Below are 17357 nucleotides of genomic sequence, written 5' to 3'. Positions count from 1 at the left end.
TTTCAAGATCCCTCAACCGAGACCTGGCTCACCCGCCCACAACCTCCCGGGACAGAACACCTAGGCCGTTTCCTTCGGATCACCTCGCCGACCAGATGAAGATGGCGGCGAGGTGCAGTCCGGCCAGGTAAATGGTGGCCGTCTTGTCGTAGCGGGTGGCCAGGCCGCGCCATTGCTTGAGCTTGTTGATGCACCGCTCGACGGTGTTGCGCTGTTTGTAGGTCTCGCGGTCGAAGGCCGGGGGACGACCTCCGAGCCGACCACGTCGCTTGCGGTTCGCAGCCTGGTCCGCCGGCTGCAGGATCACCGCTCGGATCTTCCGCTGTCGAAGATGGAGGCGGATCGCCCGGGACGAATACGCCTTGTCGGCCAGGACCACGTCCGGCGTGACCCTGGGGCGGCCGATGCGTCTGGGCACCCGTAGCCGGGCCATGACCTGCTCGAAGGCGGGTGCATCACCTGCTTGACCCGGCGTGATGACGAACGCCAGCGGTCGGCAACCGCCGTCCGCGACGAGGTGAATCTTCGTGGTCAGTCCGCCGCGGGACCGTCCGAGGGCATGGTCAGCCGGCTCGCCGGCCGGGGCCCCTTTTGACGGGCCCCGGCGGCGTGCTGGTGTGCGCGCACGACAGTGGAGTCGACTGCGACGACCCAGTCGAGGTCGCCTTCGGCGTCGGCCTGGGCGAGCAGGGCGGTGAAGACCTTCTCCCAAGTGCCGTCGGCGGCCCACTTCCGCAGCCGGTTGTGGGCGCCCTTCCACGACCCGAACTGCTCGGGCAGGTCCATCCACGGTGTGCCGGTGCGGTACTTGAACGCGATCGCGTCGATCACCTGCCGGTGATCACGCCACCGCCCACCCCGCCGAGGGGTCCGGTCCGGCAGCAACGGCTCGATGCGGGCCCACTGGGCGTCAGTCAACGACACACCCAGACCAACGATCCGATGATCTGAAAGAAACGGCCTAGGCGACATCGCCGCTCAGTGCCCTGTGCCGCGGCACCGGCCCAGCGCCCTCCCCCGGGTGGGCGGGCTTGACCCCGACGTGTGACGCGTAGCGGTCCGGGACCGACACCGGCGGTGCGGCCGACGGTACGGACCCCTGTCGCTCGCGGAGTAGTGTGAGCGGCGCGTTCAGCAGGTCGAATCGGTGCTTGGGCTCGCCGAGTTCTAGGTCCTGCACGATGGTCCGCCCAAGGACCTCGGCAAGCAGCGGCGGCGTGGCGTTGCCCACCAGCCTTCGGCCCACACGGAACGGCTGGTCTATTACCCAGTCGTCCGGGAAGGTCTGAAGGCGCATCTGCTCCCGAACCGACAGCGGCCGGTTCTCCCAGTGAAACGGCCCCGTGCTGGGCCCTGGAGAGGCCGGCAGGGTCCAGGACGCCCGGTCCTTCGCCAGCTTGAGCAGGAACGACCAGTAGCGCGTGCGCCAGCCGAAGAGTTCCGCCCCTTCACCACGCGCCGTCAGGTACAGGTAGTTGCCCCCTTCTGGGATCGAGGGCAGTAGCCCCGCCCACTGACCCGTGGCCGGGGGCTTCTCCTCCTCCTCAAGATCACAGAGGGCGTCCCAGGCCCGGACCGGCATTTCGGCATGGGTCGCCTCGGGCAGCCGGACGGCCACCGGGTCCCGGTAGGCGATGCCGATCGCCCGGCGGCGGTGCTGCGGCACCCCGTAGTCGGCGGCATCCACGACCTTGGCTTCCAGGGTGTACGAGGTCTGGTTGCGGTGGTTAATCTCGTCCAGCCGCTTCCTGATGACCTCGGCCGCACTGTCCTTCCCCCGCAGGAACCCTTCCACGTTCTCGATCAGGATCGCCCGGGGGAGGAAGCTGTCGACCAGGTCCAGCATCCCGTGTACGCACTTGGCCCGATCGTCCTGCATCCCGCTGCGCGCTGACGAGGTCCACTGGGCAGCCTTCGAGAAGGGCTGGCACGGGGGCCCACCGGCGATCAGGTCCAGTTCGCCACGGGCCATCTTCAGGGTCTCCGGGCTGAGGTACTCCTGGGCGGAGTTGACGTCACCGTCACCGGGCAACGGCCAGTCGCTCCGGTTCGCCTTCAGGACCGCCCTCGCCTCCGGGTTCAGCTCCAGGCAGGCGACACTTCTCAACCCGGCTACCTCCAGGCCGATGTCAAGACCGCCCGCCCCTGTGAACAGGGATAGCACAGTGCCGAGGAAGGGTGTCGGGGCAGTGGTTCGCGGGGCGTACAGGACATGCTCCCGGCAGTCTAGGAGTGGAGGGTGCAACGGAAGGAGCTCACCGCAAATCGCCCCTGATTGTCAAGACGTCTCCGGGGAGTCACCGCTCATGTACACACTGGTCGCTTCCAACCATCTCCATGGGTTAGTTTGTTCCAACGGTGCACCAGGGAGTGACGAGTGGACTACGCGAGTTGGAATGGCGTTCTCGCCACCCACTTCTTCGTGCCCCGGGACCGGCCGGTCCCCGTATACCTGTCGGTCGACGACGCTCTCCTGGTCCGTCTAGCCGGCACTTCGGACGGTGCCGCCGAGGACTTCGAACGGGCAGTCCAGAGCGTAGTATTCGGGCGTGATCCGTTCAGCAGTGTCGGTGATACTGCCCGGCGCTGGCGGCGCGAGGGAGGCGTGGGCGACCCGCCCTTCATCGCCGTCCTCGCCGCGACCGTCCTCGCCGCCTCCAGGATGGAGCGCACGGAGGGCATCACAGCCGGCAGGCTCCCGTACTACGCGCCGCTGCGCCGATTGCTGGGGCTGGGAGCGGGGACGGGCGGGCGGTCCCAGATGCCCGAGAACTACGACGTGATCGTCCCCGCCCTGTGGGGCCATCTCGCTTGGTGGCTCGACAAGCACCAGCAGGGCCGCAGGGGACTCCCTTCCGCGATCTCGCACCCGACCCAGGTGCACATCGGATGGGCCCTCTCGCAGGCCGTGCTCCAGGGGGCGGACCGCACGCAGCTGGGACTCTTCCTGTCCCATATCGGGGTTCAGCCGGGAGACTCCCTGCCCCAGTCCGAACTCCTCGCGCGCTTCGAAGAGTGGACGCGGGTTTCGCGCGTCAGTGCGAGGATCCAGCGCGCCCTGGACAACCAGGCGCTGAGAGCGACTCTGGCCGGCGTGCTCGCCCAGGAGCTGGCCCACTTCACTGGACTCGCCGCCGACGCCACCGGTCTGCCCTGTCTGCCGCTGGCCCTGACCTCCGAGAGCGGCGGATCGCCGTACGGCCTGGCGGTACGGCTGTCGAACCGGTTCAAGGCCCCCTCGCTCACGGTGGACGGCACCACCGTCACGATTCCCGCCGGCGCGGAGTGGATACCGCTGCCCGAGCCGGTTGATCCGCCGCTGCCCGGCAACGCCCTTGAACTCGACGCTGGATCTGCCCGGCTTCTCCTCGCGGCGCAGGACTGCTACGTCCTGCAGCCGAACGACCTGCTGGGACGATGGACCTCGGTCTCCGTCACGGAGATTGGTGTCCGGCACCACGTGCTGGTGAAGGACGAACTCGCCCACCAGGCCGTGCGGGTGATGCGCGCCTGCGGATCCGACGAGCCGCGGCGCCCCCGCAGGACCCAGGCGCCGCCCGGCTGGACCCTGTTCACCGGCTACACCCCGACCAGGTCGGCGGCGGTCGGTGGGGCCCTGGGCGTCCTGTCGCCGCTGTACCAACAACTGCCCCGGTTCTCCGGGGGTCTCCGGGTGCGGGGCGGGATCAACAGCTACCTTCTCGGATACCCGCCCGACCTCGTCCTGCCCGGGAGCACCGAGGCACACGCGCGGTTCTTCACCATCGACGGACGGGTCGAACCAATCCCGCCCGGGGCGGCAGCTGAGACGGTGATCGTCCCGTTGGCTCCGCTCGGCCTAGCGTCCGGCGAACACGACCTACACGTCAGGGACCGCAAGCTCAGCTTCAGGCTCGTCCCCCGCTACCGGGAACGCGCCTCCCAGCCCACCCTGTCCCTTCCACCCAGGGGCGAGAAGCAGTCCCTGCGTCCGGTGTGGCTCGACCACCCCGGCCACCCGAACACGGAGGTGGGCGAGCTTCTCGCAGACCACGTCTGCGGTGCCCTTCTCGGACACACCATTCGTGCGTCGCTGCCGCCGATGCATCTCACACGGCGGGCGGGACGCCTTTACGCGCTCGGCAGGCAGCGCATTTGCGTCGAGCTGATCACTCAACCGGCGCCTTGGCTGGCGGAGTTGGCGCCCATTCAGCACTCGGTGGATCTGGACCGGGTGCTGAGCGAACTGCCCTTCACCACCGACTGGATCCTGAGGGTGACCGGCACCGGTTCGCGCAGCGTGATGCCGGCACCGCGGGTCCACGCCCTCAGCGCGAGGACCGGGCCCGGCACCGACTGCCAGATCCTGGACCGGGCGGCCTGGGTCAAGCTGCTGTCCGCGCCCGGAATCGTTGTCCCCCAGGAGTCGGCTTCGGACTGGTCCCGCTACCTGGCAGGAGAGTGAGCAATGGACGATGAACTGCTCATGTGGTGTTCGGAGCGCGGCGATGGCAGCCTCGCCGCCTTCCACGAGACGTACGCGTGGCTGGCCTCCCGGGCGCAGGACCGCCAGGAACTGGACTGGCGTATCGCGCTGTACAACCTGCAGGCGCTGGGTCATGTTGAGATCGACTGGGAGAACAACCGCTGGAGCGTCACTCCACCGGTGCTCACCTCCCTGGCCAACTCCGCAGGCCACTCCCTTCTGGTCGGGCAGCGGCCGCTGTGGCTTCTCCACCGGCTGGATAACCTTCAGAACGACCCGGCCCCCCAGGCCGCCCGACTTGCGCAGTTCGTGGTGCCGCTGCCGGCCGTGGGGCAGCGAGGCGGCCCGTCCGTCCGGCTGGTGGCCACCCCCGATCTGGACGACGCCCGCGCGCTCTGCGAGGCCCTGGGGATCTGCTTCCACGACCGTGCCGCCGACCAGCTTGCCCGCCGGCTCCCTGGGCTTCGGGAGATGCTGACCGAGAAGCGCGGAGCGCTCCGCGGCCCGGGAGGGCTCGAGCCGCAGCGGATGTCCGACGGCAACGAGATCTGGGAGGACGTCGAGGGCCCGGGCGAGCCTCCCCTGTACGGCGCCTACCGGTACCAGCGGTACATCACCAAGCGCTATGTCTACTGGATCGGCGACCTCGGTTTCGTGGCCGACAAACGAGCCGTGATCTACGCCCAACTCGCTCGCAGCAAGCGGTGGGTACTGAGATATGACGCGCAGCACCAGGAGCTGTATACCCCGATCCGGATGCAGCTGCCCCAACTGCACGCCCGGGCTGCAGTGTTGCGTAGCGGCCTGCTGCCCCAGCCGTCCTCACTCCGGCCCTCCTCGACGATCGCGCCCAGGCCGCCGGAGAACGGCCCGTCCCATTTCGTGAAGTACGTGAACATCGACGAACCGTTTGCCAGGATGGTGGCCGACTCGCTTCACCAGGAACTCCAGTTCGTCAGCTGAATTTGCTCACCCCTGAGGAATGTCATGTCCGGCATGTCACCGTCAGCCATCCATGGCCAACTGGCTGACTACTTCCAGCGCTACTACGAGACCGCGTACTCGGTGCGGGACTCATCGATAGCCGAGGACCTGCGGACCCTGCTGCGCACGCCGGGAGTGCTCTTTCAGGAGCCCTACCTGGAGTTGCTCCCGCAGTACGTGACGTCCGGCGAGTCGCTGGACGAGCTGACGGGGCGGCTCGGCCTTCCGGAGTTCGCGGGTCTGCTCCGAGCCGGCCTCCTGCGTGACATCCCCAGCCTCTTCACCCACCAGGCACAGGCGCTGGAGGCCACGCGTCAGGGTCGGGACATAGTGGTGACGTCCGGAACCGGCTCCGGCAAGACCGAGGCCTTCCTCATCCCGATTCTCGCCCGGCTCACCGCAGAGTCCCGGTCCTGGGCTGCCGCCGGTTCGGGACACGAAGGGGAGGCGTGGTGGCGCAACCACGGCGGCTGGAAGGCACAGCGCGCCAACAGCCCGCGGCCCGCCGCCATGCGCAGCATCTTCCTGTACCCGATGAACGCCCTGGTGGAAGACCAGTTGATCAGGCTCCGGCGCAGCCTGGACGCACCGGCGGTTCGCGACTGGCTCAGGGAACAGCGCGGGGACAATCGCTTCTACTTCGGCCGCTACACCGGACACACGCCGGTACCCGGCCCCCTGGAGCTGGCGAGCAAGCCCAGTTCCGCTAAGTTCAAGGAACTCCGGGACATCCTCGCCTCGATGGAGGAGCGCTACCGCGCTCTTGAACAGCGGGCGGACGAGGGCAAGCTCAAAGACCAGGACGCCCGGTACTTCCTGCAGCGCCCCTTCGGCGCGGAGATGCGTGCCCGCTGGGACATGCAGATGGCACCCCCGGACATTCTGATCACCAACTACAGCATGTTGAACATCATGCTGATGCGCCGCGACGAGGACCCGATCTTCGACCGGACGCGGACCTGGCTGGAGAGTTCCCCGGAGAACGTCTTCAGCCTCGTCGTCGACGAGCTGCACATGTACCGGGGCACCCAGGGCACCGAAGTTGCCTACCTGCTACGAAAACTGATCGACAGGCTCGGACTCAGCACGGAGTCCGACCAGCTGTCTGTCATCGCCACCTCGGCGTCAATGGACCCGGACAAGGAGACTGACCGGAAGTTCCTCAGCGACTTCTTCGGTCGCTCCACCGACCGCTTCGCGATCCTCACCGGTGACCGCGTCCGCGCCCAGGGTGCGTCCGATCTAATGTCCTGGACCGCGGCCGCGGACGACCCCTCTACGCCTCTTCCCTCCCCGCCTGACCGTCACGCCGCCCTCCAGGCCGCCTTTGCCACGGACGTGAACCCTGACGCCTTGCGGGCCAAACCCATCAGCGAGATCGCCTCCCTGCTGTTCCCCGGGCTGGAGCCGTCGGCTGCCCGGGAGACAACGAACGAGCTGATCTCCCGGCTCGACGGCGAGCGGGATCCCGGATCGCGCTTCCGGCTTCACCTCTTCTTCCGCAACGTCACCGGCATGTGGGCGTGCGCGGACCGCCAGTGCCCGGAGTTCAGGCGGGCGGCTGACGCGTCGCCGTCGCAGGAGCGCCTGGTCGGCAAGCTGTTCAACCGGCCCCGGTACGCCTGCGACTGCGGCGCACGCGTCCTGGAACTCCTGTACTGCGACACCTGTGGAGACGTCTATCTCGGTGGCTTCAGCTCGCCGACCAAGGGCCCCGCCCCGTCCAGGCGCTACCTCGTGTCCACCGCGACCGATCTGGAGAACCTGCCCGACCGGGCGCGGCTCGACCGTACGGCCGACGTGTACAGCATCTTCCTGCCCTCATCCGGCCTGCGGCCGGACCTCGACCTGACGACCCACCGGCACACCGGCGGCCTGGCATCCGACAGGGGGAAGAATCGGCCGACCTACCAGTTCACTTTCGTGCCAGCCCTGCTTGATGCGGCGATCGGCAGCGTCAGCCCGTGTGACACCGACAAGGCCAACGGCTATCTTCTGGTGGCCTCAAGCTCGCCTGCAGAGGCGCTGGGACGCGTTCGCGCGTTCCCGACCACTTGCCCCTCCTGCCGCGAGGACCGAGAACTCTTCAAGGGCGTAAGACCGTTCGAGGACCCGTCGCGGTCGCGTTCCCCGATTCGCACGATGGGTACTGGTTTCGAGAAGTCCAACCAGGTCCTCACGGACGCTCTCAAGCGGCGGCTGAAGACCAAGATCGTCTCCTTCTCGGATAGCCGTCAGGACGCCGCCCGCATCTCGGCAGGCCTGGAGCGTTCGCACTACCAGGACCTGATTAGGCAGTTGGTCATCCACACCTTGGAGAACCCGCAGGATCACGTGGCACTCGCGGTGGAGTTCTTCCAGAACAGGAACGAGGCCACCCGCGCCGCCTACGAGGAACTCGCCAGGACGGCAACGCCCGAGGTCCTGATGGCGATCACCAATCAGGCAATGGGGCACGCGAGGCCGGAGGACGAGCGGGCGCTCGCCATCTACCGCGCCGGCCGCAAGGGCCCCACGCTCGTGGAACTCGGCAACGCGATCAGCCGCTCCACGGTCTCCTACGGGATCAACCCCGGCGGACCTGACTTCTCGCTCTCCAGGAGCGAGGAGTCCCGCCCCTGGACGGACCTGTACAGCTGGAGCAAGGGGGCCCCGCCGGTTCCGCGCCCCGACGGCTCGCTGACGGCCGACCTCGTCAGGCTGCGCGGCGACATCGATCGCGCCCTGCGGGTCCAGGTACAGCGCGCGGTATTCGCGACCGGGGGCCGTGACCTGGAGTCGCTCGGGATCGGCTACGCGGAACAGGCGTTGGCGGGTGGAAGCCGTGAGATCGACGCCGAACTCTTCCGTCAGCTCTGCCAGTCGACTGTACGGCTGCTCGGTGTGCGCCGACAGTTCCCCGAGCAGCGGCGCGACGCACCCGCCACCATGCACTCCGCGGCGAAGCGCTACGTGACAGCCGTGGCCGCGCGGCTGGGTGTGCTTCCCGAGGCACTCATCCACGAGGTTGCCAACGCTCTCGGCCTCGGCGGCGTCGAGACCCGTCTGTCCGGCGAGAACGTACGGATCTCCCTCGCCCAGAAGCACCAGTGGCGCTGCACCCGCTGCACCAGGCGGCACCTCACCGCCTCAGCGGGCGTCTGCGCGTTCTGCCTCGCCTTGAGCCTCGTCGAGGAACCTCTCGACAGCTCCGACTCGACCGACCAGGACTACTACGCCTTCCTAGCGCGCAGGGCGGGCGAACCGTTCAGGCTCCACTGCGAGGAACTCACCGGCCAGACCGACACCGCCGATGCCCAGGCCCGACAGGCGCTGTTCCAGGAAGTCTTCCTCAGCGACCAGGATGTCGAACTGGTCGACGAGGTCGACTTGCTGAGCGTCACGACCACTATGGAAGCCGGGGTCGACGTCGGCTCCCTGCGTGCCGTGGTGATGGCCAACATGCCGCCGCAACGGTTCAACTACCAGCAGCGAGTGGGCCGGGCCGGCCGTCGACTCGACCACCTGTCCATCGCATTGACGCTCTGCCGCGGCACGAGGACCCACGACGACCACTACTTCCAGCACCCCGACCGCATCACCGGCGATCCCTCGCCGAGTCCCTACATCGACCTCTGCCGCCGGGAGATCCTGCAACGGAGCCTTGCCTCCAGCCTGTTGACGAAGGCATTCCGCTCGGTCGAGGGAACACCGAACTGGGGGCCCGGTCGCAACGTGCACGGCCCCTTCGGGACCGTTGGCGAGTGGGCCGCCGTCAGCGCGGACATCCACAGCTGGCTGAGCGGGCACCACGAGGAGAAGCTCCAGGCCGCCCGAGTCCTGCTGCAGGGCTCGTCGAGCACCGGTGTCACCGCCGAGGAGCTGTCGGTGTGGGCTACCTCATACCTCTTTGCCCTGATCGAGGAGACGGTCGATCGGTCGGCGAACAGCGCACCGCTGAGCCAGGCACTGGCCGAACACGGTGTACTCCCGATGTTCGGTTTCCCCACCCGCGCCCGCAATCTGCACCACCAGCGCCCGCAGGGAACGGAACTGACCGACACGATCGACCGAGACATCGACATCGCCATCTCCGAGTGGGCTCCAGGGGGTGAGATTGTCAAGGACAAGGCGCTGCACACCGCCGTCGGCCTGGTCACCTACACCCGCGCAGGTGGCACCTGGCGGGCCGACAAGGACCCCACGCAGGACCGGTTGACGGTGGGCATGTGTGCGCGGTGCCTCTCCCTGGTCCTAGACCACGACGGCCCGGCCTGCCAGGTGTGCGGCGCCACCGACACCGACTACCGAGTGCTACCGGCATGCCAGCCACTCGGCTTCAGGACGAGCTACCAGGCACGCGACTACGAGGGTACCTTCGAGTTCACGCCACGGGCTGGTGCGGCGAAGCTCGCCATCGACAGCGGCGGTTCCAACTTGGACGTCCGCTGCACGCCAAACGCGAACTACAGCGCGGGCGTAGGCCGCGTGGTTGTCGTCAACACCGGCGGCGGTGAGGGCTTCCATATGGGCAGGATCCAGAAGCACGACGGCTGGCTGGACCTCCGGCTGCTGTCGGACACTAGCCGCGCGCGGGAACTGGGCCTCCCGGGGAGGCCCACGACCCTCGACGAGGCGACGCTGGCGCTCGCGTCGACGAAACTCACCGATGTCCTGCGGGTCGGTCTGAGCCGTCCAGCGCCGGGCCTGGCGCTGGACCCCCGCCGGATGGCCGGCCGAGCCGCCTGGCTCTCGCTCGCGACCCTGCTCAAGCTCGCCGCGGTCCGACGCCTCGACATCGACGGCGCAGAGCTGAACGCCGGACTGTACCCCGTCCGCGCCGAAAGCGACGACGGCGTGCAAGCAGAGATCTTCCTCTCCGACACTCTGGAGAACGGCGCCGGATACGCGACCTGGCTCGGCCAGAACTTCACCGAGCTGCTGTCCGTGGCAGACGCGGTGGCCGCCGACTTGCGAGCGCACCAGTCAGGTGGTGTGCCCAGTAGCCCTTGCGACTCGTCCTGCTACGACTGCATGCGGGACTACCGCAACAGCGCCTACCACCCGCTGCTGGACTGGCGGCTCGGTGTCCAGATGTTCGAACTCCTCCAAGGACACCCAGTCGACTTCGCCTCCGAGCACGCGTACGCGCTCCAGCGCGCCCAGCGCTTCGCGGAGAGCTTCCCGCACTGGGAGTGCGTCACCATCGGGAGTCTGCCGGTGCTGCGGAACAAGGCGCCTGAGGACCTGGCTGTCCTCATCACCCACCCGCTTGAGTCCTGGACCGGCACCGCGCGGTCGGAGCGCGTGACCCAGGCGCTGGCCTCGCTGGGCAGGGAGGGCTTCGAGATGTACGAGGCGTTCGACAACGACAGCAGCGATGACGAGGTCCCGCAGCGGGCGATCGTCGCCGTGGACACCTTCGAGCTACTGCGACGCCCCGGGTGGATCGAGTCGAGGCTGCAGAGCTTGGGCGAGTAGGGTCCCTGCCGGCCCGATCCCGACCAAGCGGTTTCGAAGGAGTGGAGCTACGGATGAAGTTCGTCATGGTGCCTCGGGGACGTAGCTCCACCGCACCGAAGGACCTCCCCTGCGTGATCCTGAAACAGGACATCTGGGATGATTTCGGCTTCAGGACGATGTTCGACGCGCGGCTCTTCCTGGAGCATGAAGGGTCCGTCGATCTCGGCCCGGTGAAGATCATGAAACGCGGCCAGGAGTCCGGCTTCACGCAGATCCCCGAGCAGTTCGATGAACTCGACGACTCCTACTGCTCGGTCGGCCAGGCATACTCCTACTACGAGATCCTTCACAGGCTGCCGGGCAGCATTCAGCGTGGTGTCCTCTCAGGCATCCGCGACCTCGCGGCGCACCCAGAGATTCGGGAGTCGTTCGCGGGCGAGCCCGCGCTGGACTCCTCACTGCTCCGGTACGGGAACGCGGAACTCGCCCTGCGGGACGGCGCGGCTCTACTGTCCGGCACCGCGCGCCGAAGCACGGGCACACGCACCTTCATCTTCGAGACGAGTGTCGGGGGAAATCACTTCGAAGCCTCGTTCGTGTTCCAGGACCGTACACCTCTCCCTGGGCGGATGAACGTCGTCGTGGGCTACAACGGCTGCGGGAAGACCCAGCTCCTGGCCAATCTGGCTAATGCTGCCCATGCCGACCTGACCCTCAGGAACCTTCCGGAGTTTAGGCAGAAGTACGGGAGGTTCCGGGGGAACGCCACTGAGGAGCGATTCTCGTCCATCATCGCCATCTCGTATAGCGCCTTCGACACCTTCGATCTCCCCGGGAAAAGCCTGGAGGAAATCGAGCGACTGGAGGCCCGTGGAGACGTTTCGGGATACGTGTACTGCGGTCTGCGCAGGTATGCACGGGAGGCCGCCGACTCCGGCTCGCCCCTGATCGGCGCCTTGAAGGGTGCGGACGAGATCAGGACCGAGATTCTCTCTGCCCTGGACAGGGCGAGGAGCGGTGAGCGGATGGCGAGGCTGGTCGAGACGCTCATGCCACTGAACGAGGAGCCCTCGTTCCGGCGTATGGAGCTGGGCGACCAATTCGCGCACAGTAACTCCGGCTGGGAGAACGACTTCGCCGCGCTCAGCACTGGGCACAAGCTCGTCCTCAACATCGCAGTCCAGCTCGTGGCCTATCTGGAACCGGGATCCCTCGTCCTCATCGACGAACCCGAGTCCCACCTGCACCCGCCGCTTCTGGCCGCACTGACCAGGAGCATCAACATCGCACTGGAGGCCTTCGACTCCTACGCGGTGGTGGCTACCCACTCTCCTGTCCTGCTGCAGGAGGTGCCCAGGCGCTACGTGCACGTACTGCAAAGGTTCGGCGACACGACGCGGGTGACCAGCCCGGAGATCGAGACGTTCGGTGAGAGTGTCGGCTTGCTGACCCGCCACGTGTTCAACCTGGACAATAGTGCAACCGACTATCATGCGACGCTGCGACAGATGGGGGAGAGGTTCTCCTTCGACGAGGTCAGCGAGCTGTTCGACGGTGAATTGAGCGCACAGTCACTCGCCTACCTGGCCGGCATCCCGCGAAACCAGCCCGGCCGATGACTGCGCTCCCCCGGCCGGTCAGGAATCCGATCACCGATCTCGACACCGCCATTGCCCGGCGCCGCCAACGCGACATACGTCAGCTCCTCCAGGACGCCAGAGCCGATGTAGTCAGCGCCTACGAGCAGTACGAGGACATACTCAGGGACATCGCGAACTTCGACTCCGTCGCGGCAAACCAGACCGAACTCGCGCAGGCACTCCTCGGCAACGTCCCCTTGATGGACAGCAAGAGGCCCCTGGGCTCGCTGCGCACGGCAGTACTGGATGCTGCCGAGCACGGTCAGTTCAGATGCCCTCTGTGCGAACGGGCACAGGTCTGCGCACTCGACCACTTTCTGCCGAAGGAGCAGTACCCGGAGTTCTCCATCTTCGTCGACAACCTCATCCCGGTCTGCGAGCGCTGCAACCGGCTCAAGGGAGCCGAGTGCGATCGGCAGAACGGACTGCTGCTGTTCCACGCCTACTTCGACGATCTACCAAGCGAAAAGATCCTGGTCGCCACCGTGCAGACCGATAACGTCGTCACCATCACCTTCGAGCTGCAACGGCCGCCAGACTTGAGTGAAGCCGCCTTCGCGAGGATCGAGAAGCACTTTACCGTGCTGCAACTTCTCGAATTTTACCGCAAGGAGGCCATCGCCGAAGTAACCGATAATGCGGACTCGTACGTACAGGCCGCCCAGCGGTCGGGCGCCGCCGGAATTCAACAGATGATCGGCGACCAGCTCGCCGGTACCGCCTGGCGTGGTACTAACCACTGGAAGAACGTGCTCTACCGCGGCCTACTGGACAGCGCCAACTTCTGCGAGGGTGGCTATCTCAGGCTCCTTCCGTCGTCCCTGAGAAACAGGGCGGCTGAGATCGCCACCGGTCGCCGGACAGCGCATAGCGGCCGCAGCTGACAGGGGCTCCGCCCCTGAATCCGCCTCATCCCCGACGCGATCCGCGCCCGCATCAAGGGCCACATTGCCGAAATTGATGCCAGCACGCCCGGACCGAAGGGCTGGCCCTTCGGCTATTGAGATTGAACTCGACACCGTCCACGTCCTGAAGCGGCACCGCGAGCAGCAAGAGGTCGACCGTGCGGAGTGGGGCTCGGCCTGGGTGAACACTGGGCTCGTCTTCACCCAGGAGGACAGTTCCTGGCTCCACCTGGGCAAGGTCACCGATCTCTTCGAGCGGCTCGTGGCAGCCTCCGGACTGCCGCCAATCCGGCTGCACGATCTCCGGCACGGGGCAGCGACGCTCATGCTGGCGGCCGACATCGACATCAAGATCGTGTCGGACACGCTCGGGCACAGCTCACGCGCGACATCTACCAGAGCATGCTTCCCCACGTCGGCAAGAGCGCCGCCGAGGCCACTGCAAAGCTCGTCCCCCTCCAGCGCAAGGCCGAGCAAGAAGCGCAGGTCCGCCAGGCCGCCGAGGAAGCGAAGAAGGCCCAGAAGGCGAAGGCCAAGCGGAAGAAGAAGGCCAAGGCCATGAAGGCCGCGAAGAAGGGCTGACGGCCACTCCGCTCACGCATCGCTCACGCAAGCAAAGTCGCGGCACTCCGGCCGTGTGACCCACCATGCCCCGAGCAACAGAAAACCCCAGGTCACGGGCTATGTGACCTGGGGTTTTTCTGAGCCGCCTTCGGGATTCGAACCCGAGACCTACGCATTACGAGTGCGTTGCTCTGGCCAACTGAGCTAAGGCGGCACCCTGCGGACGGAGAGACCCGTCCCCGCGGGACACGCTCTCATCAGCAGCGGCGCCAAGTCTACAGGGTTCCCGAGGGTGCCCCGGACCACGGCCCCGGAGTGCTCCGGGGGCCGCTCGCGGGGTTCAGCAGCGCGTTCCGTCCTCGGGGGCCGTGCCCTCCAGCAGGTAGGTGTTGATCGCCGTGTCGATGCAGTCGCTGCCGCGGCCGTACGCGGTGTGGCCGTCGCCCTCGTAGGTCAGCAGCGTGCCGGAGGAGAGCTGGCCGGCGAGGGCCTCGGCCCACTTGTACGGGGTGGCCGGGTCGCGGGTGGTGCCGACGACCACAATCGGGGCCGCACCCTCCGCCTCGATGCGGTGGGCCGTGCCGGTGGCCTCCTCGGGCCAGAAGCCGCAGTTGAGCGAGGCGTAGGCGAAGCCCTTGCCGAAGACGGGCGATGCCTTCTCGAAGGCGGGGACGGCCTTCTCGACCTGCTCGGTGGAGGTGAAGGCGGCGGGCAGGTCGAGGCAGTTCACGGCGGCGTTGGCGAACATCAGGTTGGCGTAGGTGCCGTCCGGGCTGCGCTCGTAGTAGCTGTCGGCCATGGCGAGCAGCGGGGCGCCGTCACCCGCCATGGCGGCGGCGAGCGCGGAGCGCAGCTGGGGCCAGGCGCCCTCGTCGTACATGGCGGCGATCACGCCGGTGGTGGCCAGGGACTCGCCCAGCTCCCGGGTCTCGCCGGTCGGCACGGGATCGGCGTCGACCTCGGCGAAGAAGTCCTTGAGCCGCTGCGTCGCGTCGGCGACGGAGGTGGTGCCGAGCGGGCAGTCGGGCTGCCCGATGCAGTCCCGGGCGAAGGCCTGGAAGGCCGTCTCGAAGCCCGCGGTCTGGTCGCGGTTGAGCTCCTCGGCGGGCAGGGAGGGGTCCAGCGCGCCGTCGAGCACCAGTCGTCCGGTCCGGTCGGGGAACAGCTCGGCGTAGGTGGCGCCGAGGAAGGTGCCGTAGGAGGCGCCCACGTAGTGCAGCTTCTCGTCTCCCAGCACCGCCCGGAGGATGTCCATGTCCCGGGCCGCCTCGACGGTGGAGACGTGCGGCAGGATCGCGCCCGAGCGCTGCTCGCAGCCCGCGGCGAAGTCCTTGAAGGCCGTCGTCAGCTCCGCGGCCTCGGTGCCGTCGTCGGGGGTCTGGTCGACCTGGGTGTAGGCGTCCATCTGCGGCCCGGTGAGGCACTCCACGGGCTCGCTGCGGGCTACGCCGCGGGGGTCGACGGCCACCATGTCGTAGCGGGCGCGCACCGGGGCGGGGTAGCCGATGCCCGCGTACGCCTGGAGGTAGCCGATGGCCGAGCCTCCGGGGCCGCCGGGGTTCACCAGCAGGGACCCGATGCGCTCGCCCGGTCCGGTGGCCTTCTTGCGGGCGACGGCCAGGTCGACGGACGCGCCGTCGGCGTCGTCGTAGTCGAGCGGGGCCTTCATGGTGGCGCACTGGAAACCGGGGACGCCGCAGTCCCGCCAGGCGAGCTTCTGCGTGTAGTACGGCTCCAGGTCGGCGGCCGGCGCCGCACGGCCGGAGGGCGGTGCGTCCGACGCCACGGCGCCGGTCGACGCGTTGCCGCCACTGCAGCCGGAGAGGAGGAGGCCGGCCGTGGCCAGCGGGAGAGCGAGGGTGCGGAGCAGACGCCTGGTGTCCATCCCCCGGAGCCTAATCGCCGCAGGCCCGGGTTGCCCGTCCTTGCCCTTACGGGTGATCCGCACCGGGCGTACGGGTGATCCGGTGCGGACCGGTGCACCGCCCGCCCGCCGGTGAACGGGCCCCGGGCGGGGCGCTTCGGTCAGCCCGACCGCAGCGAGACCGCCATGGCCTCCACGGCGAGCAGGGGTGCCACGTTGCCGTCGAGGGCCTCGCGGCACGCGACGACGGCCTCGATGCGGCGCAGGGTGGCTTCGGGGGTCGAGGCCCGGGCCACGCGCTCGACGGCGTCCTGCACGTCGGTATGGGCGAGCGCGGTGCGCGAACCGAACTGCACCGCGAGCACATCGCGGTAGAAGCTCGTCAGGTCGGTGAGGGCGAGGTCGAGGCTGTCGCGCTGGGCGCGGGTCCGGCGGCGCTTCTGCTTTTCTTCCAGCTCCTTCATCACGCCTGCCGTGCCGCGGGGCATCCGGCCGCCCGCCGAGGCGCCCATCGCCGCCTTGAGCTCCTCCGTCTCCTTGGCGTCGAGCTCCTCGGCGAGCTGGGTGGCGTCCTCGGTGGCGGCGTCGACCAGCTCCTGGGCGGCCTTGAGGCACTGCCCGATGTCGTCCACGCGGAGCGGCAGCCGGAGCACCGTCGCCCGGCGGGCGCGGGCCCGCTCGTCCGTGGCGAGCCGCCGGGCCCTGGCGATGTGCCCCTGGGTGGCGCGCGCGGCGGCGGCCGCGGCCCCGGGCTCGACGCCGTCGCGCCGGATCAGGAAGTCGGCGACGGCGTCCACGGGCGGGGTGCTCAGCGTCAGCAGGCGGCAGCGCGAGCGGATGGTGGGCAGCACGTCCTCCAGGGACGGCGCGCACAGCAGCCAGACGGTGCGTGCCGCGGGTTCCTCGACGGCCTTGAGCACGGCGTTGGCGGACTTCTCGTTGAGCCGCTCGGCGTCCTCCACGAGGATCACCTGCCAGCGGCCGTTCGCCGGGGCGGTGAAGGACTTGCGGACGGTGTCGCGCATGGCCTCGACGAGGATCTGGGACCCGATCGCCACCACGGAGCTGACGTCCGCGTGGGTGCCGATCAGAGCGGTGTGGCAGCCGTCGCAGAAGCCGCAGCCGGGGGCCCCGCCGAGCGCTCGGTCGGGGCTGGTGCACTGGAGGGCGGCGGCGAAGGCGCGGGCGGCGGTGACGCGTCCGGAGCCGGGGGGGCCGGTGAAGAGCCAGGCGTGGGTCATCGTGGACGCGGTCGGCGCGGGCTCGCCGCGCTCGTGTGCGGTGACCAGGGCGTCGGCGTCCCGTGCCGCGGCCTCCAGCTGCGCCTGGACGCGCTGCTGGCCGACCATGTCGTCCCATACGGCCACGGGCCGCCACCACCTTTCGCGCTGCGGCCTCCCATTGTGGTGCACCGCTCGGACACCCGGTCCCGGAGGGCGGATGGCCGGTGGACGGCCTCCACCGGGGTGGCCGGGGCCGTGTGCCCCGGCCAC

9 protein-coding genes, 1 tRNA gene and 1 pseudogene are annotated in these 17357 nt (G+C 68.3%); 6 read left to right on the top strand and 5 right to left on the bottom strand.

The window, feature by feature from the left end; genetic code table 11:
• Positions 1-79: 79 nt before the first annotated feature.
• A protein-coding gene (locus tag NPS70_RS04580; RefSeq protein ID WP_374211938.1) for an IS5 family transposase occupies positions 80-972 on the bottom strand; the annotation gives its coding sequence in 2 pieces (ribosomal slippage) (positions 80-594 and positions 594-972; 894 coding nt in all).
• Complete coding sequence (locus NPS70_RS04575; RefSeq protein WP_256522673.1) at positions 962-2164, bottom strand: DNA cytosine methyltransferase; 1203 nt, start codon at positions 2162-2164, stop codon at positions 962-964. The genes NPS70_RS04580 and NPS70_RS04575 overlap by 11 nt, the downstream gene beginning before the upstream one ends.
• Before the next feature lie 441 nt (positions 2165-2605).
• On the opposite strand from NPS70_RS04575, the gene NPS70_RS04570 reads away from it, so the two are divergent.
• The 6 genes and pseudogenes from NPS70_RS04570 to NPS70_RS04545 form a co-directional block, all read left to right on the top strand.
• Positions 2606-4444: a hypothetical protein gene (locus tag NPS70_RS04570; RefSeq protein WP_256522671.1), complete on the top strand. Its 1839-nt coding sequence runs from the start codon at positions 2606-2608 to the stop codon at positions 4442-4444.
• Positions 4445-4447: 3 nt separating this feature from the next.
• A complete protein-coding gene (locus tag NPS70_RS04565) occupies positions 4448-5428 on the top strand; it encodes a hypothetical protein (protein WP_256522670.1) in 981 nt (326 codons plus the stop codon).
• 24 nt (positions 5429-5452) lie between these two features.
• Complete coding sequence (locus NPS70_RS04560; RefSeq protein ID WP_256522668.1) at positions 5453-10909, top strand: DEAD/DEAH box helicase; 5457 nt, start codon at positions 5453-5455, stop codon at positions 10907-10909.
• A gap of 113 nt (positions 10910-11022) precedes the next feature.
• Complete coding sequence (locus NPS70_RS04555; protein ID WP_256522666.1) at positions 11023-12510, top strand: AAA family ATPase; 1488 nt, start codon at positions 11023-11025, stop codon at positions 12508-12510.
• Positions 12507-13415, top strand: a complete 909-nt coding sequence (locus tag NPS70_RS04550) for an HNH endonuclease (protein ID WP_256522665.1) — start codon at positions 12507-12509, stop codon at positions 13413-13415. Before NPS70_RS04555 ends, NPS70_RS04550 begins: the two co-directional genes overlap by 4 nt.
• A gap of 88 nt (positions 13416-13503) precedes the next feature.
• Positions 13504-14018 (top strand): annotated as a pseudogene (locus NPS70_RS04545) (tyrosine-type recombinase/integrase); the annotation flags it as partial.
• 122 nt (positions 14019-14140) lie between these two features.
• On the opposite strand, the gene NPS70_RS04540 reads toward NPS70_RS04545, so the two are convergent.
• From NPS70_RS04540 to NPS70_RS04530, 3 genes are all read right to left on the bottom strand, one after another.
• Positions 14141-14214 (bottom strand) — tRNA-Thr (locus NPS70_RS04540).
• A gap of 126 nt (positions 14215-14340) precedes the next feature.
• Positions 14341-15885: an alpha/beta hydrolase gene (locus tag NPS70_RS04535; RefSeq protein ID WP_256522664.1), complete on the bottom strand. Its 1545-nt coding sequence runs from the start codon at positions 15883-15885 to the stop codon at positions 14341-14343.
• Between the two features lie 140 nt (positions 15886-16025).
• Positions 16026-17231: a DNA polymerase III subunit delta' gene (locus NPS70_RS04530; protein WP_256522663.1), complete on the bottom strand. Its 1206-nt coding sequence runs from the start codon at positions 17229-17231 to the stop codon at positions 16026-16028.
• Between the last annotated feature and the right edge of the window lie 126 nt (positions 17232-17357).

The organism is Streptomyces sp. C10-9-1 (genome assembly GCF_024497955.1).
Taxonomy (GTDB): domain Bacteria; phylum Actinomycetota; class Actinomycetes; order Streptomycetales; family Streptomycetaceae; genus Streptomyces; species Streptomyces sanyensis.
This window is presented reverse-complemented; position numbering and strand designations above follow the sequence as displayed.

Coding starts and splice junctions, on each gene's coding strand:
- NPS70_RS04565 (WP_256522670.1), top strand. CDS start 4,448: ATGGACGATGAACTGCTCATGTGGTGTTCGGAGCGCGGCGATGGCAGC.
- NPS70_RS04560 (WP_256522668.1), top strand. CDS start 5,453: ATGTCCGGCATGTCACCGTCAGCCATCCATGGCCAACTGGCTGACTAC.
- NPS70_RS04550 (WP_256522665.1), top strand. CDS start 12,507: ATGACTGCGCTCCCCCGGCCGGTCAGGAATCCGATCACCGATCTCGAC.
- NPS70_RS04535 (WP_256522664.1), bottom strand. CDS start 15,885: ATGGACACCAGGCGTCTGCTCCGCACCCTCGCTCTCCCGCTGGCCACG.